This is a genomic window from Bremerella sp. P1 (assembly GCF_028748185.1).
Classification (GTDB): domain Bacteria; phylum Planctomycetota; class Planctomycetia; order Pirellulales; family Pirellulaceae; genus Bremerella.
Genome location: NZ_CP118164.1, coordinates 2,415,631 through 2,442,370 on the forward strand (window position 1 = coordinate 2,415,631; position 26,740 = coordinate 2,442,370).

Sequence of the window (26,740 nt, forward strand, 5' to 3'; positions counted from 1 at the left end):
ATCGGCATTCACGTCGATTCGACGCCCGGTCAAACTCACTCTGCCCTGCAAGAGGACGCAGAGGGCCCCAAAGAGATACGCAACTAGACTTTCACAATTATGCTCGACAACGCACCGCTGCGAAAACTTGAATTCAACGGACTGACCATCGAGGGCTATTCCCGCGCGGCTGTTCAAACCTACTGGCGCATTCCGGAAATGAAGCTCGGCTTCGACCTGGGACTGCAGCCGTGGGACTTTATGGGCACGGCAACCTGGTTTGTTTCTCATGCCCACCTCGACCATATTGCCGCGCTGCCGGTATATGTTTCCCGCCGCCGGCTGATGAAAATGCCCCCGCCGGTAATCTACATGCCCGAAGTCGCGGTCGGCCCTGCCCTGCAGGTCCTCAAGGCGTTTAGCCGATTGGATCGCGGGAAGATGCCATGCACGATTAATCCGGTTCTGCCGGGCGCGGAAATCGAACTCTCCCGCGAACTGATCGTCAACGCCTACGAAACCAAGCACACCGTTCCGTCGGTTGGCTATGTTGTTTCGCAGCGACGCCGGAAACTGAAACCGGAGTACCAAAACCTTCCGGGGGATCAAATCCGTGACCTGCGACTTGGTGGTACCGAGGTCACCGAAGAGCATCGTCATCCGCTGCTGGCCTATCTAGGCGACAGCCGTGCCGAAGCGATGGACAACAATCCGCAGTTTTACGAAGCCGATATCTTGATCATGGAGATGACGTTCGTCTCGCCGGAGCATCGCAAGGAAAAGATCCACAAGATGGGTCACATTCACTTGGATGACGTGGTGGCGCGGCAAGATCGTTTTCAGAACAAGAAGATCATCGCCTCACATTTCAGTACGCGATACAACAATCGTCAGATCCAAGAGCACGTCAAAGCCAAGCTGCCGGAAATGCTCGACGGTCGGCTGCACTTGTGGTTATGAGCGACTCTCACGGTACGACCGATTCTCCCCGCAGTGCGTACATTCATGTTCCTTTCTGTACGCATCGCTGCGGATACTGCAATTTTACGGTCATCGCCGGTCGCGACGACCTGACCGGTGCCTACCTGGAAGCGATCGAGAAGGAACTGGCGCAGCTTGGCCAGCCGCAGGAAGTCGACACGCTATTTCTCGGCGGCGGCACGCCAACGCATCTTTCGCCCCCAGAGCTTGAGCAACTTCTTTCGCTGGCAACCACTTGGTTCCCCCTGGCCCCAGGTGCCGAGCTAAGCGTGGAAGCCAACCCCATCGACATCACGCCTGAGAAAGCCGAAGTGCTTGAGTCCGCTGGGGTCAATCGCGTTAGCCTGGGCGTGCAGTCGTTTCGTAGTGACAAACTGAAATTGCTTGAACGTGACCACGACCGAGCCCAGGTAGAAGCCGCTGCCGAGCTGCTATTACCTCGTATTCCCAACCTAAGCTTCGACCTCATCTTTGCCGCCCCAGGAGAAACACTTGCCCAATGGGAAGACGATCTTCAGTCGGCCATTGAGCTGGGCCCGACTCATATTTCCACCTATGGCCTGACCTTTGAAAAGGGAACGACCTTCTGGAATCGACTGCATCACGACCAGCTCCATGAAGTCGACGAGGAGTTGCAGCGCGAGATGTACCTGGCTGGCATAGCCTGTCTTACCGAGGCAGGCTTTCAACACTACGAGGTCTCGAACTTTTCTCTCCCGAATTACGAAAGCCGCCACAACATGCAGTACTGGCTGGGCAAGCGTTACTTCGCCGCCGGCCCTGGGGCTTCACGTCACGTGGGAATGATTCGTGAAACCAATCACCGGAGCACGACCGCTTACATCCGCAGGATGCAACAAGGCAGCTCTCCAGTGGCAGAACACGAAAAGCTCACATTGCAAATGAAAGCCAGGGAACAACTCGTATTTGGACTGCGGATGCTTGGCGGCATCCATATTCCCACCTTTCAGAAGGATACGGGCATGACTCCATGGGAGTTGTGTGGGACAGAAATTGACCAGTTCCTGCAATTAGAACTACTAAACTATAGTTATGAGCGCTTACGATTAACGCGTGAAGGGCTACTACTTGCTGATACCATTTGCGTCGAATTGCTTTGAGCCAAGAACGCGCTAAACCACTAGCGTTCACCACTCTACAAGGTGCTGCGAGGCCCATTCTGCCGTAGGCAAACCATAAGCCTACTAGGCTTTCCGGGACAAAATGTTCTTGCTCTGTGATATTTTGTTCTTTGTACCGAACTACTAATCATGTAGAGTGGAGGTGTGTGAAACGAAAAGATTTTCGCAACTTCACGCAAAACTCTTTCTGCCAACCATGGTTCAACCAGAATAGCTCTCGACGAAAGATACGTTCGACTGCTGTTCATCTAACGGAACAAAATTGTCGAGGCGTCGATTGCATCGCCTTAGGGGAAGTTCCCCGGCGATGACCCACCCCCAATCCCTTGGCCAGTTAACCTGGGAGTGACGCCATGATTCAGATTAAGCATCGCATTACAGGCGAAGTCCTGTACGAGATCGACGCAGACGCGTTGGCAGGCGCCAAGCTCGTCGGCAAGAATCTCGCAGGGGCAGACCTGTCCTCACTGGTGCTGCGCAATTGCGTTTTTGATAGCGACAACCTGGACGAAGTTTCTTTCGAGAATTCAGATCTCGAAGGAGCTAGTTTCATGGGTGCCAGTGTAAAGCATGCTTGCTTCGACGGTGCCAACATGGCAGGTGTAACCATGACCGACGCGATACTCAATGAGTCGTCGCTCAAAGAGGTCAATCTCACCAAAGCCAATATGCGATATGCCAAGCTTCACAACTGTAATCTTTCGGGAGCACGATTGGTCGAAGCCGATATCAGTATGTGTGACCTCCGCTGCGATATGCCTGGTGCGAACCTAACTCGTGCGGACCTACGCGGGGCGAACCTCACCGGTGCTGACCTGACCGGAGCGAAAGTCGACGAGGCAGACTTTACCGATGCCACGATGACAGAGGCCCACCTCGACGGTTGCTATGTCGAACGAGCCATCAACGCATGTGCCAAGCACAAGCCATTCAAACCCAAGCCACAAGCAGTCAAACGACCTTGGTGGATGGTGTGGGCGACCTAGTCGTCTAGGAAAAACGATAGGGATGCCTTTCGCCTGACACGGCATAGCCATCCTGAAAGAAATACCGACTGACCATCAGACGAGAATCTTCTTGACCACGCTGCCATGCACATCGGTCAGTCGGTAATCGCGGCTCTGAAAGCGGTACGTGAATTTCTTGTGGTCGATACCCAGTAGATGCAGAAGCGTTGCATTCAAGTCGTGCACATGTACGGGATCCTCGGTAATGTTGTAACCGATCTCGTCGGTCGCTCCCAATTCGAAACCGGGCTTCACCCCTGCTCCGGCCAGCCACATCGTAAAGCATCGACTGTGATGATCGCGACCGTAGTCGTTGGCCTCGATCGATCCTTGGGCATAGGCGGTTCGACCAAATTCACCTCCCCAAACGACGAGCGTGTCTTCCAACAAACCGAGCCGCGCCAGGTCGTTGACCAGCGCGGCAGAAGCCTGATCGGTATCACGACATTGCCGCGGAAGCTCGGCATTGATGCTGCGATGCTGATCCCAGCCGCGATGAAACAGTTGAATGAAGCGAACGCCCCGCTCAGCCATGCGTCGTGCCAATAGGCAATTGGCAGCATACGTCCCTGGCTTCCTGGCGTCCTCACCGTAGGCGGCAAACACCGATTCTGGCTCATCCGAAAAATCGGTCAGGGTCGGTATCGACATCTGCATCCGGTAGGCCATTTCGTATTGAGCGACGCGACTCTCGATTTCCGGATCGCCTACCTCGGCGGCCTGACGCTGGTTCAATGCGGCAATCGTTTTCAGAACGCGACGCCGGTCAGCCATTGAGATGCCAGCCGGATTATTCAAATACAGAACCGGATCGCCGCTGCTGCGAAAGCGAACGCCTTGGTAACGCGACGGCAGAAAACCACTCGACCACAAACGATCGAAGATCGGCTGGTTGTTGAGAGTAGCACTCCCCTGGGAAACAAGCACCACGAAGGCCGGCAGTTCTTCGTTCTCGCTTCCCAGTCCATAGCTGAGCCAACTTCCCATGCTCGGCCTGCCTGGCAGCGTATGCCCGCTGACCAATAATGTCATACCGGGATCATGATTGATCGCATCGGTATGCATCGAGCGGATGCGACACATGCGGTCGGCGATCTTGGCTTGGTGTGAAACAAGATCGCTAAACCACATCCGGCTTTCACCATGCTGAGAGAACGCGAACTTGCTGGGGGTCAGCGGCAACGAGTCTTGCTCGGAAGTCATCGTCGTGAGCCGTTGTCCCATGCGGACCGACTCTGGCAACTGTTGGCCGGCGAATCGCTCGAGTTCTGGCTTGTAGTCAAACAAATCGTGCTGAGATGGGGCTCCCGATTGGCATAGATAAATAACTCGCTTCACCTTGGGCGGAAAGTGCGGCAGTGAAGGTTCGGCTCCGTGAACCTCCTGGGATGTCAGCGCATGCATGGCCAGCGCGCCTAGCGATACGCCAGTCGATCCCAGGAACGATCGCCGTGTTTGACGGTCTGCGAGTTGTCGAAAATCGTCACGCATCTAAGGAGTCATTACCGCTTCATCAAGATTGAAAATCGTATGGCATATCACCGTCATCGCCGCCAGTTCGGGACTCGGTTCAACCACTGTCTCTCCCTCGCCCAGCCACTGGTTCATCGCGCGAGCATCCTCGAAAAACTTCTGCAGCTCTTGTCGATATAGAGCTGCGAGCATCGTTCTCTCGTCCGATTGAATTGGCCGGGAAAGGATCCTCAGGAAGGCGTCCTCAATGGCCGCTTCGATTAGGTTTTCATGCCTCTTCATTACGTTGGCAGCTAAAACCTTGGCGGCCTCGACGAATGTCACATCGTTCAACAAGACGAGTGCCTGCATCGGCGTGTTGGTGCGACTACGCTGAGCGACACAAATCTCTCGGTTCGGTGCGTCGAAAGCAGTCATGTTCGGCGGTGGGCTCGATCGCTTCCAGTAAGTGTAGAGACTTCGGCGATAGAGCCGATCGCCATGGTCCTGCACGAATCGCTGCGCCGTGAAATCACTTCCCTTGGAAAGCTCTTCCCACAAGCCGGGCGGCTGATATGGTTTGACGCTCACACCACCGATCTGTTCCACCAGTAGCCCACTAGTCGCGAGGGCTTGATCTCGGAGCTCTTCCCCACTGAGTCGTAAGCGTGGGCCTCTGGCAAATAGGTGATTCTGTGGATCGGCATTATAGCGTTGCCTTCCGACGGAACTCGATTGCCGATACGTGCTACTGGAAACGATCAGACGATGCAGATGCTTCATATCCCATCCACTGGCGATCAGTTCACTGGCGAGATAATCCAGTAGGTGCGGATGGGTCGGTAACTCACCGCGTGTCCCAAAGTCATCAACCGTCTTGACCAGTCCGCCGCCGAAGTAATGCTGCCAGGTACGATTCACGACGACTCGGGCCGTCAACGGATTGCCTGGGGCGACCAGCCACTCGGCGAGTTGAAGACGATCACCACTCCCTTCGCTCACACCATCGAACAACTGCCTAGGCAGGCCAGGCTGCACCACATCCCCAAGCTGATCCCATACACCGCGAACACGCACATGCGTGACGCGAGGCTCTTCCCGCTCGCGCATCACCATCGTTTCAGGAAACTCTCGCTGCAGAAGTTCGATCTTGCGCTGCTGATCTTCCATGCGAGCTTCCAGACGCACGAAGTCTTGGTTCGTCTCACGCAGATAGAACTTCTTAAGTCGGAGCGACTGTTCTTCGGTTCGCTCGTTGGGCGACATTGCGAGCAGCGCCGAGATCGGGTCGTCTTCCGCCAGGATCGCAACCTCGGCATCCGACCAAGTCCGCGCATCGATCCGTACTTCATCCAGCAGCCCACGCACGGCTAAGATCCACGCGCCTTGCGAATGCTCGCCCTCCTCATCCAAGGATGTGGTCACCGGCGACTGCCACCCTAGGCGCTTACCGTTTACCCAGACGCGTGCATCCTGTGGTGAAGTCGGATCGATCGCAAACGCTATTTGCTGCCAAACGTTGGTTTCCCACGCATCACAAGTCGCTTCCCAAGTGGTGACCGTATCGTCTGCCTTAGCCAACGTAAGTGTGAACTTGTTCTTCGTTTGAAGTAATTCCAGCTTCTCACCGCTGTCACCACTGAGCGTGTAGAGAACTTGCGGCCGCGTGACGGTCGGATAAAGCCAGGCAGCAACAGAAACCGGTCCCTTGGAATCACGCAGCAGACTCAACCGCACGTCTCCGCCTGCGAGTAAGGCCTGCCCTTGCTTGCCGGTAACATACGAAGCATCACCCATCAGGCCGATGCCACTGGGAACAGAAGACGACGTATCAAAGTCGAGTTTCGCGATCAGCTTCTCCTGTGAAACGACTTCGGCTCGGCCTTCCTCTTGGGCTTTCGTTTCCCATTTGGCCATCAACGGATCATCGGTCGTAAGATAGTCGGCGTACGACTGTCGGAGTTCACCTAGCTTGGTTTCCAGCCCGGCAAGCTTCTGTTGCTGCTCGCGCGTGGGGCTCTTGATCACTGGCCCTGCATTGCCGTATTGACCATCGAGCCCCTTTTCGTCGATGTTGTCGAAAAAGGCGGCCAATTTGTAGAAGTCGCGCTGCGAGATCGGATCGTATTTGTGATCGTGACACTGGGCACAACCGAGTGTCATGCCCAACCAGACGCTGCCCGTGGTATTCACACGATCGACGACGTAGGCATGACGATACTCTTCCGCGAACGCTCCGTTCTCATCGTTCACTGGCAGGTTGCGATGAAACCCGGTCGCGGTCAATTGATCGACGGTCGGGTTCGGCAAGAGGTCGCCAGCAAGTTGCTCGATCGTGAATTGATCGAACGGCATGTTCTCATTCAACGCCTGAATCACCCATTCGCGGTAACGCCACATATCGCGATGACTGTCGACGTTGTAGCCGTGCGTATCGGCGTACCGAGCCAGGTCGAGCCAGCGACGGGCAAAGTTCTCGCCATAGGCAGGTGAATCCAACAGGCGATCGATGACCTTCTGTTCGGCTTGCGGGGACGCGTCGGAAACGAAGGCTGCGATTTCGGCAGGCGTGGGTGGCAGACCGGTTAGATCGAAGGTTACCCGCCGCAGCCAGGCATACTTGGAAGCAGGCTTCGCTGGCGCTACCTCATTGGCTTCCATCTTGGCCAACGTGAAATAGTCGATATCGCCAGTGGGCCAATCCTCATTCTCTACCGTAGGAAGATCCGGACGTTTGATCGGCTGCAGGCTCCACAGGTCTTGCCACTTCGCCCCAGCTTCGATCCACCGCTTCAGGGTCGCAATCTCTTCCAGGCTCGGCTGATGCTGCTCACTGGGAGGCGGCATGCGGACATCGGGATCGCTGGAGACCAAACGACGATAGAGCTCGCTATCCTTAGAATGCCCTGGTGAGATTTGCTCCATGGCACTCTCGCGCTGATCCAGCCGCAAATCGGCCTTTCGAGTGGCCGCATCGGGACCATGGCAAGCGTAGCAATGCTGAGCCAAGATCGGCTGCACATCGCGAGGAAAGTCGATCGTCAGTTTCTCCGCGCGCACGTCGACCGATGCCGCCAGCGCGCACGCTGAGAACAAAAGCGATCGAATTAGCCAAGCACGGAAAGAATGCACAAGCACCCCAGCGGATCAGGAAAGAAAGACGCCTTTCTTCCATCATATACGCCAAGGGCGATTTTGGTCCAAGTGCGAGCCAGGGAACGCCCCACCACAGGGCAGCACGAAGGGGTCGTAACGATTAGACAAGCTAATCCTATCCGAGATTGGTCACCCGACCGCTCGAGTCACTGAACCTGTCCGCATTGATGCCCATCGCTTCGAGCATGGTGACGTACAAGTTGCACAGCGGAGTCTTATCCGCCACACGGACATGTCGGCCCGGCTTCAGCGCACCACCACCTCGTCCGGCCAGCAAGATTGGCAAGTCGTCGTGGTTGTGGCGATTTCCATCCGAGATTCCGCTGCCGTACAGCAGCATCGAGTTATCCAGCAGCGTGCCGTCACCTTCCTTGACCTCGCGCATCTTGGTAAGCAGGTAGTCGAACTGCTTGGCATGAAAAACGTTGACCTTGGCGATTTTCTTCTGCTTTGCGTCGTCGTTCTGGTGGTGCGAAAGATCGTGGTGCCCTTCGCTTACACCGATTTGAGGATAAGGACGATTGCTGCTCGCATTGGTCATCATGAAGGTCGCGATCCGCGTCGAGTCGGTCTGAAACGCGAGTACAATCATGTCCAACATCAGGCGGCAATGCTCTTCAAACTCGGCCGGTACTCCGCTTGGGCGAGCATAGTCGGGCATCTCGACTTCTTGTCCTTCCAGCTTGATGCTGTGGGAAACACGGCGTTCGACGTCGCGCACCGCGTGCAGGTACTCGTCCATTTTGCGGCGATCGACTTCCCCGAGACGATGCTGAAGCCGCTTCGCGTCATTCAGGACAAAATCGAGGACACTTTTCTTCCGACGGTTCTGGATTGCCTGGCTTTCGGCCTGCTCCTTGGAATCGCCATTGCCAAACAACCGATCAAACAGGGCCCGCGGGTTGATCTCTTTGGTGACATAGTTGGTATCGCTCCGCCAGCTGAGATTCGACGAATAGACACAGCTGTACCCGGAATCACAGTTGCCAGACTGGGCACTTGGCTCAAGCCCCAATTCGAGCGAGGGAAACTTGGTCAAATGTGAAAGTCGAGCCGCGGCAAACTGATCGACCGAGATGCCATTGCGGATGTCGGCACCAGAGGTCTTGTGCGGATGGGCACCGGTCAAAAAGGAAGCCACGCTGCGCGCATGGTCGCCGCCACCATCACCTAATGCCCAGCCGTTGTGCAGTTCGAAACCGGAGATCGGCATGATCTCGCTGCGGTGCTTGGCCAGGTGCGAAAGGGTTGGGGTCAACTCTTTCAGCTCTCCTTCATACTGCGGTTTCCAATCGGGCATATGCATGCCGTTGGGAACGTAGAAGAAGCCCATGCGTACCGGCGGTTTGATGTCGGACGAATCGATGTTGGCGGCTCGCGCCTCGGGGCATACGCTTTCCAGCCACGGCAACGCCACGGCGGTACCAAGGCCACGCAAGATCATTCGTCGACTGAGCATTGTGCTAGACATATAACTGCCTTCCCTTAGCCGCCACGTTTCTGAAACGGTTCGCTATGAACGATTGCCCGGATCATCGAAGAGAAGCGGTAATTACTGTTCTCCAATTCGACCTTCACGGCCTGGATCGCACATTCGTCATAATACTCCACGCCTCGCCCCAAAGCATACGTGGTCGTTTTTGAGATCAGGTTGTGAACGAATTCGTCCTTCCTGTCTTCCAATAGCAATTGCTTGAGGCCAGCAGCCCCGTCGAACTTGCGTCCGCCAGGCATCTCGCCGGACGCGTCGATGGCAAAGCCTTCGTCCTTGGTCCGCCACTTGCCGATCGCATCGTAGTTTTCCAGCGCAAACCCAATCGGATCCATTCGGGCATGACACGACGCACAAGCAGCGTTCTCGCGATGCTGCTTCATCTGTTCGCGCAGGCTACCGGTCAACTTCTTTTGCGATTCAAGCGATGGCACATCCGCCGGTGCTTCCGGCGGTGGAGTACCCAGCACATTGTCGAGAATCCACTTCCCGCGTTTGACCGGGCTTGTGCGAGTCGGGTTCGAGGTCACTGTCAGCACGCTGGCCTGGGTGAGGATTCCGCCTCGGCGGCCATCGGAAAGTTTGACGCGGCGGAAGTTATCTCCCTTCACATCGCCAATGCCGTAGTGCTCGGCGAGACGCTGATTCAGGAAAGTGTAATCTGCCGCCAACAGGTCGAGCACACTGCGATCTTCATCGATGATCGACTGGAAGAACATTTCCGTTTCGGTTCGCATGTCTTCGGCAAGCTTGTGATTGAAGCTTCCAAAGCGACGGCGATCGGGCTGCACGATCTCCAGCTTTCGCATTTCGAGCCACTGCCCGGCGAAGTTCTCGGTGAGTTGTTTCGCTTTCGGATCGGCCAACATCCGCGTGACTTGGACATCGACGTTCTGCCGGAGCGTTCCCTTCCAGGCCTGCTGAAGCAGTTCTTCATCGGGCATGGTACTCCACAGGAAGTAACTCAAGCGAGTCGCCAATTGATAGTCGCTCAGCGGCTGAGGGCCTTCCGTTCCTTCGGGCGCCTCCTCAACTTTGAAGAGGAAGTGAGGGGAACACAAAACACCCACCACAACCTCGCGAATCGCAGCTTCGTAGTTCAGACCATCTGATTTCCCCATTGCGTAGAGGATCATCAGCCGTTCCATCTCTCCCTTCGTCACTGGCCGTCGGAACGCTCGCGATGCGAAACGAGCAATCACCTGTTGAGCCGCTTGCTTTTCATCCAATCCTTGTTGACCAGGTGTTACAAAGATGATCTTCTTGTGCGACTCGGGATACCGATCATCGAGGTTCGTATCCGGACCGCGTAGTTCAATCCGATTGATGAACAGGTTTCGGTCACGCCGGCTGGGATTGGGATTGCTTGGGTCGTAATGATCATTGAGAAACGCGACCTCCAACGGAAGCTTTCCGCGAGGCATCCGCATCTTGATTTCCATCGGGTGCTCGTTGGGCGACTCGTTGCTGACGGCAAACGTTCGCTTCTCTTTGTCACCCAGACGTACTCCCATCTTGGCGGGCTCGTCCCCAGCCTGGCTGGCATGCGCATAGATCGCCACGGTGTACATGCCGGGCTCAACTTCCAACTCGTAGCTACCAGTATTGTTCGATGGAAACGACAGCTGGCGACCGGCCGGCTTACCGTACTTCAGTTTGAAACTGGCCAGCGGCAATTCACTCTTCGGAATGAGCTGACTCTTATCAGTAACGATCGCTCGCGAGGCAATCTCGTCGGCGGCTTCGTAGAACTTCTCGAACAGAAGCGGGGAGGTCGACAGAACATCACCGATATTGTCAAAGCCATAGCCAACATCGTCCGCAGGGAAAGACTCGGTGGCCTTGTACTCGATGCCGACCAAGTCGCGAATCGTATTCTCGTACTCAATCCGATTTAAGCGGCGGATGGTCTCGCGGCCGGGGTTCACCGGGCCATCACAGTCGACCGTCGAGAGTGCTTCCTGGACCCACTTCAGCACAGCTTGCAGCTCTTCGCCGGCGGGTTGCTCGGAATCTTTCGGTGGCATGCTTCCGGCGACCAGCATTTCCAATATGGAAGACCACTTCTTGCGGCCGGTCGTGGTGACCTCTTCCCAGGAGCGGAATTTCTCTAAATCGAGCCCTGCCTCGGCCGAGTCGCCGGAGTGGCAATCCATGCAGTAGCTCTTCATGAACGGCACGACGGTGGCATTGTACGACTCGGCCATCTCAGCGCGCTTTGCTCCCATCGCCTGCGACGCAATCAGCGTGCAGACTAGACACAAAACGAGCGGGAAAGGTCCGTACGTACGGAGCCCATCTGACAGCCGTGGCATGGAAGAAAGCTCTTGCTGGGGAAGATAACGAGGGATTAAGGCAGGCCTAAGGGGACAGGTTACCAAAAATTATAAGATTCATGTGTAAATACGTCTATGGAAAATCGTATCTGCCAGCGGCGCTTCCGGGATACGGATTTCCACACGAAAAGACGAGCGTCCGAGAAGATAGACAGACACCCCACCGCAGAGTTCCATTCCACCTGCCAGACGGACACTGCAGACAACTCGCATCGCCGTTATGTCAGACAGTCGTGGCTCTCACGAAGAAGAGACGCAAAGACACAAAAAAAAGCCGCGAATCCGAGGCACGAATTGCGGCTTAAATTGAAACAGTTTTGCTGGCCTAGCCTTTGAAACGACTCAGGGCGAGCGTGATGTTTTGGCCACCGAACCCAAAGCTGTTGTTCAGGGCGATATCGACCTTGGCTTCGCGTGCCACGTTGGGCACGTAGTCGAGATCGCAGTTGTCGTCTGGGTTCTCGTAGTTGATCGTGGGCGGCAGGATGTTGTCGCGAATAGCCAACATGCAGACGATCGCTTCGGTCACGCCAGCGGCAGCAATCAGGTGCCCCATCATGCTCTTGGTACTGGAGACTGGGATCTTCTTAGCCCACTCTTCGCCGAACGCTTCTTTGCAGCACAACGTTTCGACCTTGTCGTTCACCGTGGTGCTGGTGCCGTGGGCGTTCACGTAATTGACCTGCTCAGGACCGATACCGGCGTCCTGCATGGCCATCTTCATACAGGCGATACCGCCCCGACCTTCCGGATGCGTATCGGTAATTCGGAAAGCATCTGCCGTGGTGCCATAGCCGATGATCTCGCCGAAGATCGTTGCGCCGCGGGCCTTGGCATGTTCGAGCTCTTCAAGCACGACCATCGAAGCCCCTTCGCCCAGCACGAACCCGTCACGTTCGCGGTCGAAAGGACGCGAAGCCTTGGTCGGTTCGTCGTTGCGAGTCGACAAGGCGGTCAGCAAGTTGAAGCCGGTGACGCCGAAAGGATGGATCATGGAGTGTGCGCCGCCTGAGAGCATCACGTCGCACGTACCGCGCTTGATCAGTTCGCGGGCCTCGCCAATGGCCTGGCTCGAAGCGGCACAGGCCGTCAAGCAGTTCAGGTTAGGACCTTGGGCATTGAACAGCGATGCCAGGTGACCACACGGCATGCTGGGGTCCTGTTCCATCTCACGCTGCGAGTCGAGCGTGGCCAGGCCCTTCTTGATGAATGCCGACTTGTCCCAGTCGCCTTCGCCGCTGCTGATTGCGGCGACAACCATGTTGGTAAACGTGTGGAAATCCTGGTCCCCTTCGCCGCATCCCAGATAAACGCCAAAGCGGGTCGGATCCTTGATGCTGTCCAGCACGCCAGAGGATTCGACGGCCTGCTTAGCGGCACCGACGGCGAAGCGCGTATGACGACCGGCCTTTTCCCAGTCTTCGATCTTCTCGCCACACTTGGTGACATCCCAATCCTTGACCTCAGCGGAGATCTTGGTGGGGAAGTTCGAGGCGTCAAAGATGCTGGTGTAGCCAACGCCGGAAGCACCCTCTTTCAGGCCTTTCCAGACCGTTTCCACATCGTGTCCCATGGGGTTCACCATGCCGACACCGGTGACAACGACTCGCCTAGTCATAGAAGATTCTCTCCGCGCCGAAGGCATTTAGGGGCGTCCAGAACTCTCAAGCCTGGCTCACACACTTATTGTAGTTCGCTATATCGGCTGGGTCGCGTCCCAGCTTGCGAAGGTTTGGTCAAGCTGTCGGCAATTGCACCAACATTGGGCTTTGCTTGCTACGAAATCGAGGGGGTTTTGGTCAGTTCGATTTCCGCTTGAATCATGTAATCGGGTGGTTGAAGCGGGGAACCATCCTTGGCTTGACCGACTTCATACAAGCCAAGCAAGCGTAGCATTGATAGCAGGTCGGCCGGGAAGAACAGCTCGCGCTGCTGGTCTTTGTCGCTGAGGTGGGCGAAAAACAGTTCGACCTCGGCGTGTAGCTTATCGCCGATGTGACTTGTCGCCGAGACATACGCTCCGTTCTCGCGGATGTCATTCATGGTGGCCGAGTAGGTCAATTGGTCGCCAGGGTGAGCGGTGCCATGAAAGATAGCCTTGGCTACTTTGGCCAGAACCACACGTTCGCGGAAGTCATAAACTTCGCCGGCAAGCAAACCGCCAGTCTGAGCGATGCCTTCGATCACCAGCGAATGCGGCATAACCGGCAGATAGCGAAAGTGATCGTGCAGATGGTCTTCGGCCAACGAGACACACTTCACCGCTTTGGCCGACGTGCCACTCTTAAACTCAATGAACTTGTCGATCCAAAACCAACGCATCCCGACAGTCCCTCAGGCTTCTTTCTTATCCCCTCTTCGCGTCAGGAAGAAGGATGAGGTGAGGGGGCAATGACAGATTGCTCCGCAACTCACGTCCTATGATGCCGATGGATTCGGCTTGGAATCTTCGCGCATTTCGCATGCTGGAAATGCACGACTGCTCGTTGTTCCTACCGTGCGCCCTCTCCCGCGTGTGGGAGAGGGAATCGGAAGAAACTCAGTTACTTAGGCCAGCTTCGACTTAACGTAGCTGCACATGTCATTGACGGTCAGCAGGTTGCCGAAGTCCGACACGACTGGGTTGGCTTCGAACTTGCTGAGGTCAGCGAATGGCATTCGCTTCTTCAGTTCGGCCAGACCTTCGTCGGTGACCTTACCACCTTGAACGTACTGAGCGTTGGTCAGAATGTCTTCTGGGAACAGTTCGTCACGTGGAATGGTAATACCGAACGCTTTTTCCAGGCGGAACACGATATCCAGGAAGTCAATCGACTCGGCACCCAGATCACCAACCATGGTCGCCTCCGGTACCACTTCTTCCTCGTCGACGCCCAATGCGTCTACCAAGGCTTCGCGGACCTTTTCAAAAACTTCGTCATCCGAGGGTGCCATAATTTCTTGCTCTCCGACTGGGAAAAGACTGGCTAAATGATTGCTTGAAAATTTGCCCTACACGGGGATATGCGGCCGCACGAGCGACCCATTGGACTGCTTATAACGCCGAAGGTTGGCGAAACAGCAAATCGTATTGTTGTTTCAATTGCCGAATTGCATTCTGATCGGTAATGTTCGGCTCATCCGTACCAGACGAGTTGTAGCTCTCCAGTACGATGCGGGAACTGACGGCGACGGTTCCTGCCACTTCGCCCGAAACCTTGAGCGAGGCCAGGTTGCCGTCCATCTTGACCAGTTCCGCTTTGACGACCAGCATCTCGCCGGGTTCGACGAAGTTGCCATACTTCACGTTGCGTGCTTCTTTCAGCACGGTCACGCTGTGGCTGAAGTTGTTGGTTACGCGAACCAGCCAAGCCCCGGTTTGAGTCATGGCTTCCAGCATCAACACGCCTGGCATGACCGGAAACCGCGGGAAGTGATCCTGCAGGTACTCTTCGGCCAAACTCAAGCACTTAACCGCCGAAATTCGTTCGCCGGGATGGATCTCCGAGATTTGATCGATCAGACTGAACTTCATCTCAGCTCACTAGCGACTCGAATTTTCAAAGGTACTAAAGGACCTAGCGACGGGAAATTAAAGCTTAGCAGTATACCCAGCCAATCTCACCCTCACAAGTTCACAACCGCCCGCACAGTGACGGTTTTCAGACGATACTCTGACCTCTGCGTGAGCCCCTAACCTAAGAAAATATCCCCACTTACGGTAGGTCAGTTCCCTGGATCGAGTCAGAATCTACCGAACATGCCGGTAATATAAGGTCTGACAAGCGCCAGGCGTGGGTGGGTCAGCCCGGGGCAGATGTCTATAATAGCCGGTAGTTTCAGGCCCTATGCGGCCCCAACCTCCCAGCCACCCGCTTGCCGGCGGACGCCTGGCACTTGCGAGAACCATCATGTCGACCGTTTCCCTGGGATCATTCGATTTTGCCCCCTATCGATCCCTTTCTAACGAGGAACTCACCGCTCGGATCCAGAAAGTCCGCGACGACCTCGGCAGTAAACTGCTCATTCTGGGACATCACTATCAGCAAGATGAAGTGATCGAACTGTCCGATCTCCGTGGCGATAGCTACCAATTGAGCAAAATGGCCGCCGAAAGTAGCGACTGCCGCTACATCGTCTTCTGCGGTGTTCACTTCATGGCTGAAACAGCCGATATCCTGGCCAATCGCCCTGAAAAGATCGAAGAGCGTAACGGCCAACGGGTCACGGTGGTGCTGCCTGATATGGCCGCCGGTTGCTCGATGGCCGATATGGCCGCCATCGACCAGGTCGAGAACGCCTGGGACGACCTAGGCGAGATCATTGACACAAATGACATCACACCAGTGACTTACATCAATTCCGCTGCGAGCCTGAAGTCGTTTGTCGGCAAGCACGGCGGCATCGTATGCACTTCGAGTAATGCCGACAAAGCCCTGAAATGGGCGTTCAACCGCACCAGTCGCGTCCTGTTCTTCCCCGATCAGCACCTCGGCCGGAACACGGCTCTGACCATGGGAATCACTGAAGATCAGATGCCGGTGTGGAACCCGTACGCAGGCGACTTAGGAGGCAGCACCGAGGCGCAACTCGTTGACAGCAAAGTGATTCTGTGGCAAGGGCACTGCAGCGTGCACCAGATGTTCAAGAAGGAACACGTCGACGCGTTCCGGCAGAATCACCCAGGAATCAAGATCCTGGTGCACCCGGAATGCATGCGGGAAGTCAACGAAATCGCCGACGTGTCCGGCTCGACGGGGAAGATCATCGAGACCGTCCGCAACGCTCCGGCGGGTACAAAGTGGGCGATCGGGACCGAACTCCACTTGGTCAATCGACTTAAGAAGGAACACCCCGAACAGGAAATCCACTTCCTCAGCCCGGTGGTATGCATGTGCGCGACGATGTATCGGATCGACCTGGCGCACCTTTGCTGGTCGCTGGAGAATCTGGCGGCGGGAACCCCGGTCAACGAGATTCATGTCGATGACGAAACGGCCAAGTGGTCTCGGGTCGCACTGCAGCGGATGCTGGAAGTATCGGCCTAATCGCTACAAGCCCAACGGGCCGACGGTCGGAATACAAGGCTGAGACTACCTCGGCCGGACCATTCGGCAACTTCCTAACTTCAAAAGGCCCAAAAACTTGACGCCTGTTAATTTGGGCAACTATATTAGACTTTGAGATAAATTCGGTCGGCACTGCTGTGCTTGGACCGTGAGTCCCTATTCCCATCTCCAGGCGTTTCCGCATGACCGTTGCTTCCATTCGCACTTCGTTTCTGCCTGTTCTGACAATGCTCTTGGCATTGTTGGCCATGCCGTCTCCGTATGCCGCGGCAGCAGCTCCGGAAGAAAACACCGACGTCGCCGCCAACGCGATTCGGTTGGCACAGGCCAATCCGCCCAATCGCAAGTTTGTCGACGGCGTCATGACGACGATTCCGATGAAGTTCAACGCTCAAGACACGTTCTCGAGCCCCGAGCAGTACCGGGACATCTTGCAGGGTATTCCGAACCTGGACTGGACGCCGAATTACTTGGCTGACACGCGAACGTTAAAGTCGATGGCCAGCAATGTCATCTACCGCCGCGATATCTGGGGCCTGGAATTCTCGTTCAAGCCGGTCCGCATGATTGAAGTTGGTGTCCCGCAGCCCAGCGGAAAACTGCAGAAGAAGCTGGTTTGGTACATGGTTTACAAGGTGACCAATCATGGGAACCCACTTCGACACGTGCCGGTCAAAGATCAGTTCGACAACGTGAAGTTCGAAGTTCAACAGATCGACGACCTTCCGTCCGCTCCGATCCGCTTCTTCCCTCGCTTCGTCCTGGAAACCAAGGACACCAAAGAGCGGAAGGAATACCTGGACCGAATTATCCCGTCCGCAATCGAAAAGATCGCCGAACGCGAGACCGGCGGCAGCAAGCTCTATAACACGGTCGAGATCAGCCGTTTTGACATCCCCGTAACCACTGCCGACAAGGATAACAGCATCTGGGGCGTGGTGACCTGGGAAGATGTCGACCCCGATACCGACTTCTTCAGCATCTACATCGACGGCCTGACCAACGCATTCCGCTACGTCGACGCCGATGAAAACTACGATGCTAGCTCTAACCCCTTGGCTTACCGTAAGTACAAGCAAAAGACGCTGAAGCTCAACTTCTGGCGTCCTGGGGATCGCCTGGACGAAAACGAGCGTGAAATCCGCCTCGGTTCGCCTGGGGAGGTTGACTACGAGTGGATCTTCCGATAAAAAACTAGTTTCCCTTAGCGGCGATATAGTCGCCTGGGGACTGAAGAGATCCAACTCATAAGCTATCGCCGCCCTCAACAATGCGGCCTCGTAAGATACCTCAGGAGCAGATGTCATGGCCCATAAGAAAGGTCAAGGTTCTAGCCGTAACGGTCGCGATTCCAACCCACAATATCGCGGCGTAAAGAAGTACGGCGGCCAAACGGTTAAGGCTGGCAGCATTCTCGTTCGCCAACTGGGCACCAAGTTTCGTGCCGGTAAGAACGTCGGCATGGGCAAGGACTACACCTTGTTCGCCCTGTCCGATGGCACGGTCATGTTCGACCAGGGCAGCCGCCGCGTGAACATCGTGGCTGAAGCCAACTAGGCGACTCGCCCTTCCCCGCTGGGAAGCTTAGGCGAACGATTCGCACAAGAGAAAACACAGTAGGGATGGTCAGTCGGCCATCCCTATTTTTATTCGCGCAACGCCAGGCACCAAGATCCATCTATGTTTGTCGATCGGGTACAAATCGAAGTCGAAGCCGGGGCTGGGGGCAATGGTTGTTCCAGCTTCCGCCGCGAGCGATATATCCCCAAGGGCGGTCCCGACGGCGGTGACGGTGGCGACGGCGGTAGCATCATCATCATTGCCGAAGAAGGTGTGAACAGCTTGGTGCAACTCGCCCATCAACACCATTGGCGCGGCAAACGAGGTGGCCACGGCAGTGGCGCCAACCGAACCGGCCGAAAAGGCGAAGACATGGTCATCAAGGTTCCGCCTGGGACTGTGGTGATCGATGCGAAGGAAGACTTCGTTCTAAAAGATCTCGCCAAGGACGGAGATCAACTCGTCGCAGCGCGTGGTGGTAAAGGTGGCCGCGGTAACCTCAGCTTCAAATCAAGCACCAACCGGGCCCCGCGTGAATGCCAGCCCGGCGATCCCGGCGAGAAACGCCTGCTGACGCTCGAACTGAAGTCGATCGCAGACGTGGGCCTTATCGGAAAACCCAACGCCGGCAAGAGCACGCTTCTTTCACGGCTTTCCCGTGCCCGGCCCGAGATCGCCGACTACCCCTTCACCACCAAGTTCCCTAACCTTGGTCAGGTGCAGATCGACATGGACACCAGCTTCATCCTGGCAGACATTCCCGGGCTGATCGAGGGTGCCGCAGATGGCGTTGGCCTGGGACACGAGTTCCTTCGTCACGTCGAACGTGCCGGTCTGTTGGTTCATCTTGTCGAGCCGGCCCCCATCGACGGAACCGACCCGATGGAGAACTACCAATCCATTCGCAAGGAACTGGAAGCCTACAATCCCAAGCTTGCTGCCCGCCCAGAAGTAACCTGCGTAACCAAGGCCGAACTCCCAGGCGCGGAAGAGTTTCGCACGAAGCTACAGGAAGAGCTTGGCCGCGATGTCTTTCTGATTTCGGCTGTCACCGGACAAGGCCTCAACGAAATGATCCGCCAGGTCGCCCAGCAATTGGAGGCCGCCAAGAACGAAACGGAGGATGCCTAGTGCCGGTTGAGTCGCTCATCGCCGTCGACATTGGCAACACGCGGGTACACTTTGCTCGCTTCGAGAACTTCCGTGCGGACGAAGTGACGCCGCCGGTGTCGACCTTTTCGTATTCGACTTATTCGTCCGACATTCAAGGTCTGCGAAACTGGCTAACCGATGCTACCCTTCCCTGGTACACCGTAAGCGTGCATCGCTCGGCACTCGCTTCGCTGGAAGCGTTCTCGAAGATGGAACCGCGCGTCAGCTCGTTTGTCGCGTTCAATCATCAGAAGCTGCCGATTGAGATTGCGATTCCCTCCCCGGAGAAGATTGGCCTCGACCGACTGGCCGCAGCCGTTGCCGCAAACCATATGCGACAAAAAGATCGACCGGCGATCGTGGTCGATGCCGGGACCGCCATCACCATCGATGTGGTATCAGACGCAGGAGAGTTCGTCGGTGGTGCCATCCTGCCTGGCATGCAGACCAGTGCCAAGGCGCTTGCCGCTCGGACGGACGCACTACCGCAGATCACGATCAATCTGGAAAATAGGCCTGCGGCGATCGGTACCAACACAAGTGAGGCCATGCAAAGCGGCCTCTTCTGGGGCTCGGTCGGAGCCGTGCGAGAAACGATCCGCCGCGTTTCCGATCAACTCAATTCCGATAAGCGTCCGCAAATCTTCTTCAGCGGTGGCGATGTGAATTACCTGGCACCATGGATGGACCTCGACATCGAAACGGTCGATCACCTGGTGATGCGTGGTGTGGCCTTGGCAGCTCAGTCGCTTTAACGCCAGCTACTCAGTGGTGCCTTGGTAGACGTCTTCTAAAGTTTGCCGTAACGAGATTCGTTCGATCTCACCAATCGCTTGGTATAGCTTCGTAACATCGGCAATCGGCTGCTGCGAAGGGTCTGGCTTCTCGGCGGTGACTTCGACCTGCTCGCCGCGGATCTCGCATAGCGTGTTCCAGATGTCGGCCGTCGTGATTGCCTGACCGCTGCCGACGTTATAGGTTTCACCCAAGGCTCCCTTCTCAGCAAGAAGCCGGTAGATGCGAACCACGTCGCGAACATCGCTTAAGTCGAGGGACGTTGTCAACGATCGCACCACTTGTGGACCATCGGCCTCCTTCACCTTCTGGCACCACTCCGGCACCAGGTAGATTGGACTTTGACCCGGGCCAGTATGATTGAACGCCCGAGCGATGACGACCTTCAGCCCCTGCTCGATACGATCTCGCAGCATGTTTTCGGCTGCCCACTTGCTATGGGCATAGCCCCCTTTGGGCTGTAGCGGATCGTCTTCCCGGGCCCACGGCTGCTCGGCGGTGCGGGCGCCATACACCTTGCTGCTGCTGGTGAAGATAACCTTTGGTTCCGATGGTAGTGCCAACGCCAGGTCGGCTACGTGACGTGTTCCCAGGATATTGACTGCCTTGCAGGTTTCGGTGGGAAGGTCATCGCCACAGCTGCCAGGGTGACTGATCGCCGCGAGGTGGTAGATCACGTCGGGCGAAAAGTCTTTCAGCGTATCGATCAACGAAGGGGTGGCCGGCTGCGAGATCTCCCACTTCAGATCCGACTCGGACGAAGGCTGACTTCCGACATAGGTCCCGCGAACTTCGTCCCCGCGTGAACGCAAGTACGACGCGAGATGCTGACCGACGAATCCATTGATGCCGGTAATCAGAGACTTCACGCCTGCTCCTCAGCGAGTTTGATTTCCGCTTTGACGCGTTTCATGTCTTCGTCGACCATCATGTGCACCAACTGCTCGAACGAGACTTTCGGCTGCCAGCCCAACTCCTTGCGGGCCTTGCTCGAGTCGCCGCACAGCGTGTTGACGTCGGCCGGTCGATAGAAGCGCTCGTCAACGACGACGTACTTCTCCCAGTCGAGATTGACTCGCTCGAATGCCAACCGGCAGAACTCGCGGACGGTATGCTTCTGTCCAGTCGCCACGACATAATCATCGGGCGTATCGGCTTGCAGCATCAACCACATCGCTTCGACGTAGTCGCCAGCGAAACCCCAGTCGCGCTCGGCATCGAGGTTGCCCAAGCGGAGTTCGCTTTGCAGGCTATTTGCAATCTTCGCGACCGCGTAAGAGATCTTGCGGGTCACGAATTCCGTTCCGCGAAGGGGGGATTCGTGATTGAACAAGATCCCACTGGCGGCAAACAGGTTGTAGCTCTCGCGATAGTTGACCGTCATCCAGTGGCCGTACATCTTCGACACACCGTAAGGGCTACGCGGCCAGAACGGGGTCGTTTCCCGCTGCGGCTCTTCGTAGACCTTCCCGAACATCTCACTGCTCGAGGCCTGATAGAAACGGATGTTTGTGTCGACCGTACGAATCGCTTCCAAGATACGCGTGACGCCAAGCGCGGTGACCTCGCCTGTCAGGATTGGTTGGTCGAAGCTGGTCGGCACGAAACTTTGCGCGGCCAGGTTATAGACCTCCGACGGCTGAACTTTTTCGATCAGCCGATTGAGAGCCATCTGGTCGAGCAAATCCCCTTGATGCAGCGTGATCTTTTCGGTCAGATCCGCAATTCGCTCAAAAGGAAGTGTGCTGCCACGTCGCACCATCCCATGGACTTCGTAGCCCTTGGCCAGGAGAAACTTGGCCAGGTACGCGCCATCCTGCCCGGTGATCCCGGTGATCAGTGCCACTCGCATGGTGGATTACTCCTCGCCACTCGCTTCGGAATCAGAATCTTCGCTAGTCGAGTCTTCTGCAGTGGGTTGGTCGGTTGCTTCTGGTGCGGCCTCAGGGGCTGGCGATGCGGGTGCTTCGGTTGCATCCACTTCGTCGTCGGTGTCTTCCTTCGGAACACGAACAACGGCGGCCAGGCTGTCTCCTTCGTCCATCGACATGATGCGAACGCCCTGCGTATTGCGGCCGACCATACTGATCTCGGCGGCGGAAATACGCTGGATCTTACCGCGGGCAGTCATCATCAGGACTTCGTCGGAATCATCGACACGAGCGACGGCAACGACCTTGCCGTTACGTTCGGTCGTCTTGATGTCTCGCAGACCCTTACCACCACGCTTTTGCGTGCGGTACCGAGCGCTACCCGAAGTCGATTCTTCTTCCGATCCGCTGTCATTGGAATCGTTGTCATCCGAATCGTTGTCGCCGCCTTCGTCTTCGACCGTCAGGCCTGGGCCGAAGTTGGTCCGCTTGCCGTAGCCATTTTCGCACACGGTCAGCAGCTGAGCGTCTGGATCGGCCACAACCATTCCCACCAGGCTATCTCCCTTGGTGAGGTTGATCCCCTTCACACCGCTTGAGTTACGGCCCATGGCTCGGGCATCGCTCTCGCGGAAACGGATGGCCATCCCCTTTTCGGTTGAAAGGACCAGTTCGTCGCCTGGCTTGGTGATCGCGACGTCGATCAATTCGTCATCTTCTTTCAGCTTGATCGCGATAATACCGTTCTTCTTCGGACGGCTGTACGCTTCGAGCAAGGTCTTCTTCACCAGGCCCTTGCGGGTAGCCATCACCAGGCAGTGGTCAGGCATGTCGAAGTCACGCACAGCTCGGCAGTCGGCGATGTGCTCACCTTCTTCCAGCTGAAGCAGGTTGACCACGGCGCGGCCGCGGCTTTCGCGGCTGAGGTTCGGCAGGTCGTACACCTTTTGCCACAACACCTTACCCTTCGTCGTGAAGAAGAGGACGTAAGCGTGGGTCGAAGCGACGAACAGGTGGCGAATCGGATCTTCCTCTTCGCTCTTGGCACCCTTAATTCCCTTACCACCGCGGCGCTGGGCTTTATAGATGCTGGCCGGGGTTCGTTTGATGTAACCCTTGGTGCTGATCGAGACCACCATCGTTTCTTCTTCGATGAGGTCTTCCAGATCAATGTTGCCGATCTCTTCGTGCGAGATCTCGGTACGACGATCGTCACCAAAGCGGCGATCGATCTCTTCCATCTGCTCGCGGATGATGGCCAGGATATTGGCTTCGTCCGACAAGATACGCAGGTACTCGGTGATCTCTTCCAACAGCTTGGCGTGCTCGCCAGCCAGCTTTTCCTGTTCCAGGTTCACCAACTGACCGAGCGTCATTCGCAGGATCGCGTCGGTCTGAACCGAAGTCAGGAAGTAGACATCCGATTCGCCCCGTTCCATCTGGAACTGAGCAAACCCTTGCTCACCAAGAGCTCGGGCCATCATCGAGGCGGGACATTCGACCCCCATCAGGCGCTGCTTCGCTTCGGCCTGGGTGCTGGACGAACGAATGATGCGGATGATCTCGTCGATATCGGCCAGTGCCAACAGCAAACCTTCGATGGTGTGCTTGCGCTGACGTGCCTTGGCCAACAGGAACTGCGTGCGGCGGCGAATGACCGTCACGCGGTGGCGGATGAACTCCTCCAGCATTTCCTTGATCGACATCGTTCGCGGCTTGCCATCGACCAATGCCAACAGGATGATCGAGAACGAGTCCTGAATCGGTGAGAACTGGTACAGCTGGTTCAGAACGATATCGGGGTCGGCGTCTCGCTTCAGCTCGATGACGATCCGCACCGGCTCTTGCAGGTCGGAAAGGTTGCTGACCGAGCGAATCCCCTGGATGCGACCTTCGTTGACCAGCGAGGCGATCTTCTCTTCGACGCGGTCGCGAGTCTGCTGGTAAGGGATGTCGTGAATGATGATCTTCGCGCCGCTCTTGGCATGTTCGATCGTCGTGTGCGAACGAACAACGATCGTGCTACGGCCGGTCTTGTAACCTTGGCGAATCGCTGCCCGACCACAGATGATACCGCCGGTCGGGAAGTCAGGCCCCTGGACGATATTGAGGATCTCGTCCAACGAAGTCCCCGGATCGTCGATCAGTTGAATGACGGCCTGGCAAATCTCGCGGAGGTTATTGGGCGGAATGGAAGTCGCCATACCGACCGCGATACCATTGGCCCCGTTGACCAGCAGGTTCGGGAACTTGCTCGGAAGGACGGTTGGTTCGGTACGGGCTTCGTCGTAGGTCGGCACATAGTCGACCGTGTCGAGCTTCAGGTCTTCCAGCAGAAGCTGGGCAAAGCCGGACATGCGAGCTTCGGTATATCGCATGGCCGCCGGAGGCAAACCGGCGATCGAACCGAAGTTACCTTGCTTGTCGACCAGCACGTAACGCATGTTCCAGTCTTGGGCCATACGGACGAGAGTCGGGTAGATGACCGATTCACCGTGCGGGTGGTAGTTACCAGAGGTATCACCACTGATCTTGGCGCATTTGACCCGCTGTGCCCCCGGAGTGAGGTTCAGGTCGTTCATCGCCACCAGAATGCGCCGCTGCGAAGGCTTCAGCCCGTCGCGAACATCGGGCAAGGCGCGGCTGACGATCACGCTCATCGCGTAGGTGAGGTAGCTCTCCTTGAGCTCGTCCTCGATCGACATTGTGAACAGTTTTGTTGGGTCTTCCGGCGACCCGCCATCACTACCATTACCGTTGGGGTTGTTACCGTCCGTTGCCAAGTGAGCGTCCTTTCGGAGGTTATCCTGCGCGGCGGGAAAAAGGACCCGGCGCGACCGTCAATCTGCGAGGTTGCAAGCGTGCTGAAAAGGGGCAAAAACACCGAGAAAAACCACGTTTCCCCAGCCGAGAAGAGCCTTCCAAAATGCACACCGTAATGTACCAAATATGAGGGCGCGGAACTACTAGGGGAGCCCTATTTAGCAGAAGCGGTAAGTGGTTGTGGGATAGGGGCTTACGGAGCGACTATTTTGGGCCGATTTGGCATCGCACGGACGGGCAGGAAAGCGACGCGAAATGACCTCTCGAAAAGGATCAATTCGTCAGCGACAAGCCTATCGTTCGCCTTCTTCGATATATGATTCGACCGTACGGGCTGGCAGAGGAGTGGAACCAGCAGGCGGCTTATCCTTCAGGTAGCGCATAACACCAGCATAGCGACGCTTTAGCTCGTCATCCGACGCTTGCTCCAGTGCCCCTTCGTAGGCCTGTAGAACTTCCTCGTCTGTGAAGCTGTGCTGCAGATTGACCAGCGTTGTTCTCCAGTCGTCTTCACTTTGTTCTACATACCGGATCAAGACTGGCACATAGTCGCACTGAGGGTCCATCGCTCGTGCGTCTTCGATCGACGAGGAAACATTGATCCAACGCCGGGCGTCACTCGTTTCTAAAACCTTGGGCGCTGCCGCCGCTGCTTGGCCCCGGTATTGATTGAGCACAGACATGGCCCAGAAGCGGAGTCGCTTATCTTCCAACGTCGGGATCACTGCTGGAACGATCATGGGAGCGAAGATGTCTCGATTGTTGCTATCGGGTACCGCTACCGCCAGTCCGGCAAGTCCGTTCAACCGAACATAGAAACGATCGTCCTGGAGTTGTCGTATGTGGGAACCGACGATGGGGCCCTTGAGATCGTCGTGGATATTCAGCTGACGATTATCTGCCCCGGATACTAACGGCAATCCCGAGTCGAGCTTGGCAACAATCTTGTTCGCCTCGGCGTCGAGAGTCGTCTTCAAAGCATCGAATTGAATTTCAAGATGCTGATTCTGCATCATCAGCTCGTGATTTTGCTGAGCGATGAAACGGACCTGCCCAAACAGGACGCCTGCCATCGCCACGATGATGACGATCGAAATACCGCCCAACCACAAGTTGACTTTGCTGGAAGAAGAATCACTCATGACGTCTCCTTCGGTTCAGCAGAGGAAACGTTGCGAGGGAATACCTCGCGAAGTCGTGTCGCTTGTTCGATCAGACGCGGATGCCCGTCAGGCGGTACCAGATCCGCGATTTGATGTGCATCCCCTGCCAACGCCGCGGCATGAGCTGGAGCAAACTCCGGAATGCTGACAACCAGGTCCAACATCGTAAATTGATCTTGGACTTCACAGTCTGGGAACTCTTCCTTCATCAGCTTCAGCAGGCGATGTAATTCCTGCTCATCGGCTTGCACGAAGAAACAACGCAACTCATGCCACACCGAGATGGCCTGGAATCCGGAACGCCCATCCCTTTGATGATAACCCTTGAGGTAGTCGACCACCGCGTCGGCCGTCTTCCAGCGGTCGGCTCGCTCTTGGATTTGATGATCGACGTACTGAACCAACGCGATCTCCGATTCCAGCGTGACCATCCTTTCATGCAAAACTTCCTGATGGGCGATCAGATCAGAACGCATCTGGGATTGCCGGTGCCAATTGGTGTAGATGGCAAGCCCCAGGCCGGCAATCGTGGGAATGACGAACAGCAGAAACCAAAGCGGGAACTGGGCTCGTTTCGGGGGCTGTTGTGCTATGTCCTGGTCGGTCTCGCTCATTCGAATTTCATTGCGGGAGGAAACCGCCGTAATAAGCAATGTTCCTGGGAAGAGATGAGGATGAGTTCGTACTAGTTTTAATGGTCCGCAGAACTTCTTTCCAGAATTTTCGCTGATTCGAAGCAACCTGAGCCCGGATACCCAGATAACCTTTTTGGCTCGACGGGGG

20 protein-coding genes and 1 pseudogene are annotated in these 26,740 nt (G+C 56.2%); 8 read left to right on the plus strand and 13 right to left on the minus strand.

The genetic code is table 11. The annotated features are described in order from the left end of the window. The first annotated feature begins 99 nt into the window (after positions 1-99). From PSR63_RS09940 to PSR63_RS09950, 3 genes are all read left to right on the plus strand, one after another. A complete protein-coding gene (locus PSR63_RS09940; protein WP_274332879.1) occupies positions 100-939 on the plus strand; it encodes an MBL fold metallo-hydrolase in 840 nt (279 codons plus the stop codon). Then, complete coding sequence (gene hemW, locus PSR63_RS09945; RefSeq protein ID WP_274332881.1) at positions 936-2,081, plus strand: radical SAM family heme chaperone HemW; 1,146 nt, start codon at positions 936-938, stop codon at positions 2,079-2,081. Before PSR63_RS09940 ends, hemW begins: the two co-directional genes overlap by 4 nt. A gap of 374 nt (positions 2,082-2,455) precedes the next feature. Continuing rightward, a complete protein-coding gene (locus tag PSR63_RS09950; RefSeq protein WP_274332883.1) occupies positions 2,456-3,088 on the plus strand; it encodes a pentapeptide repeat-containing protein in 633 nt (210 codons plus the stop codon). Positions 3,089-3,163: 75 nt separating this feature from the next. On the opposite strand, the gene PSR63_RS09955 is transcribed toward PSR63_RS09950, so the two are convergent. The 8 genes from PSR63_RS09955 to PSR63_RS09990 all read right to left on the minus strand — a co-directional run bounded on the left by PSR63_RS09955 (position 3,164) and on the right by PSR63_RS09990 (position 15,059). Then, positions 3,164-4,600 (minus strand): DUF1501 domain-containing protein, encoded by a 1,437-nt coding sequence (locus PSR63_RS09955; protein ID WP_274332884.1) that lies wholly within the window; start codon positions 4,598-4,600, stop codon positions 3,164-3,166. Beyond that, entirely contained in the window at positions 4,601-7,621 is a 3,021-nt protein-coding gene (locus PSR63_RS09960; protein WP_274332886.1) for a DUF1553 domain-containing protein, read from the minus strand. A gap of 211 nt (positions 7,622-7,832) precedes the next feature. After that, complete coding sequence (locus PSR63_RS09965) at positions 7,833-9,188, minus strand: DUF1552 domain-containing protein (RefSeq protein WP_274332888.1); 1,356 nt, start codon at positions 9,186-9,188, stop codon at positions 7,833-7,835. A 14-nt stretch (positions 9,189-9,202) separates the two neighbouring features. Beyond that, positions 9,203-11,524, minus strand: a complete 2,322-nt coding sequence (locus PSR63_RS09970; protein ID WP_274332890.1) for a DUF1592 domain-containing protein — start codon at positions 11,522-11,524, stop codon at positions 9,203-9,205. Positions 11,525-11,870: 346 nt separating this feature from the next. Then, complete coding sequence (locus tag PSR63_RS09975) at positions 11,871-13,163, minus strand: beta-ketoacyl-[acyl-carrier-protein] synthase family protein (RefSeq protein ID WP_274332892.1); 1,293 nt, start codon at positions 13,161-13,163, stop codon at positions 11,871-11,873. A 158-nt stretch (positions 13,164-13,321) separates the two neighbouring features. Next, positions 13,322-13,867, minus strand: coding sequence for a beta-hydroxyacyl-ACP dehydratase (locus tag PSR63_RS09980; RefSeq protein WP_274332894.1), 546 nt, complete (start codon positions 13,865-13,867; stop codon positions 13,322-13,324). Between the two features lie 225 nt (positions 13,868-14,092). Then, on the minus strand, positions 14,093-14,479 hold the full coding sequence (locus tag PSR63_RS09985) for an acyl carrier protein (protein WP_274332896.1): 387 nt from the start codon (positions 14,477-14,479) through the stop codon (positions 14,093-14,095). Positions 14,480-14,579: 100 nt separating this feature from the next. Next, a complete protein-coding gene (locus PSR63_RS09990; protein ID WP_274332898.1) occupies positions 14,580-15,059 on the minus strand; it encodes a 3-hydroxyacyl-ACP dehydratase FabZ family protein in 480 nt (159 codons plus the stop codon). Between the two features lie 376 nt (positions 15,060-15,435). Here PSR63_RS09990 and nadA point away from each other — a divergent pair, with 376 nt between their 5' ends. From nadA to PSR63_RS10015, 5 genes and pseudogenes are all read left to right on the plus strand, one after another. After that, entirely contained in the window at positions 15,436-16,572 is a 1,137-nt protein-coding gene (gene nadA, locus PSR63_RS09995; protein WP_274332900.1) for a quinolinate synthase NadA, read from the plus strand. 203 nt (positions 16,573-16,775) lie between these two features. Beyond that, positions 16,776-17,783, plus strand: coding sequence for a hypothetical protein (locus tag PSR63_RS10000; RefSeq protein WP_274332902.1), 1,008 nt, complete (start codon positions 16,776-16,778; stop codon positions 17,781-17,783). A gap of 115 nt (positions 17,784-17,898) precedes the next feature. Beyond that, positions 17,899-18,150: a 50S ribosomal protein L27 gene (rpmA, locus tag PSR63_RS10005; RefSeq protein WP_274332904.1), complete on the plus strand. Its 252-nt coding sequence runs from the start codon at positions 17,899-17,901 to the stop codon at positions 18,148-18,150. 123 nt (positions 18,151-18,273) lie between these two features. Next, positions 18,274-19,281, plus strand: a pseudogene (gene obgE / locus PSR63_RS10010) (GTPase ObgE); the annotation flags it as partial. A gap of 2 nt (positions 19,282-19,283) precedes the next feature. Next, positions 19,284-20,060, plus strand: coding sequence for a type III pantothenate kinase (locus tag PSR63_RS10015; protein ID WP_274332906.1), 777 nt, complete (start codon positions 19,284-19,286; stop codon positions 20,058-20,060). A 6-nt stretch (positions 20,061-20,066) separates the two neighbouring features. Here PSR63_RS10015 and PSR63_RS10020 read toward each other — a convergent pair whose 3' ends face one another. The 5 genes from PSR63_RS10020 to PSR63_RS10040 form a co-directional block, all read right to left on the minus strand. Next, entirely contained in the window at positions 20,067-20,969 is a 903-nt protein-coding gene (locus PSR63_RS10020) for an NAD-dependent epimerase/dehydratase family protein (protein ID WP_274332908.1), read from the minus strand. After that, the gene (gene gmd / locus PSR63_RS10025) at positions 20,966-21,952 is read right to left on the minus strand and encodes a GDP-mannose 4,6-dehydratase (RefSeq protein WP_274332910.1); all 987 of its coding nucleotides are present in this window, start codon (positions 21,950-21,952) and stop codon (positions 20,966-20,968) included. Before gmd ends, PSR63_RS10020 begins: the two co-directional genes overlap by 4 nt. 6 nt (positions 21,953-21,958) lie before the next feature. Next, positions 21,959-24,676 carry a DNA gyrase subunit A gene (gyrA, locus tag PSR63_RS10030; protein WP_274334320.1) on the minus strand — a complete coding sequence of 906 codons (2,718 nt, stop codon included), beginning with the start codon at positions 24,674-24,676 and terminating at the stop codon, positions 21,959-21,961. A gap of 411 nt (positions 24,677-25,087) precedes the next feature. Next, positions 25,088-25,936, minus strand: coding sequence for a hypothetical protein (locus tag PSR63_RS10035; protein WP_274332912.1), 849 nt, complete (start codon positions 25,934-25,936; stop codon positions 25,088-25,090). Next, positions 25,933-26,571 (minus strand): hypothetical protein, encoded by a 639-nt coding sequence (locus tag PSR63_RS10040; RefSeq protein ID WP_274332914.1) that lies wholly within the window; start codon positions 26,569-26,571, stop codon positions 25,933-25,935. The genes PSR63_RS10035 and PSR63_RS10040 overlap by 4 nt, the downstream gene beginning before the upstream one ends. Between the last annotated feature and the right edge of the window lie 169 nt (positions 26,572-26,740).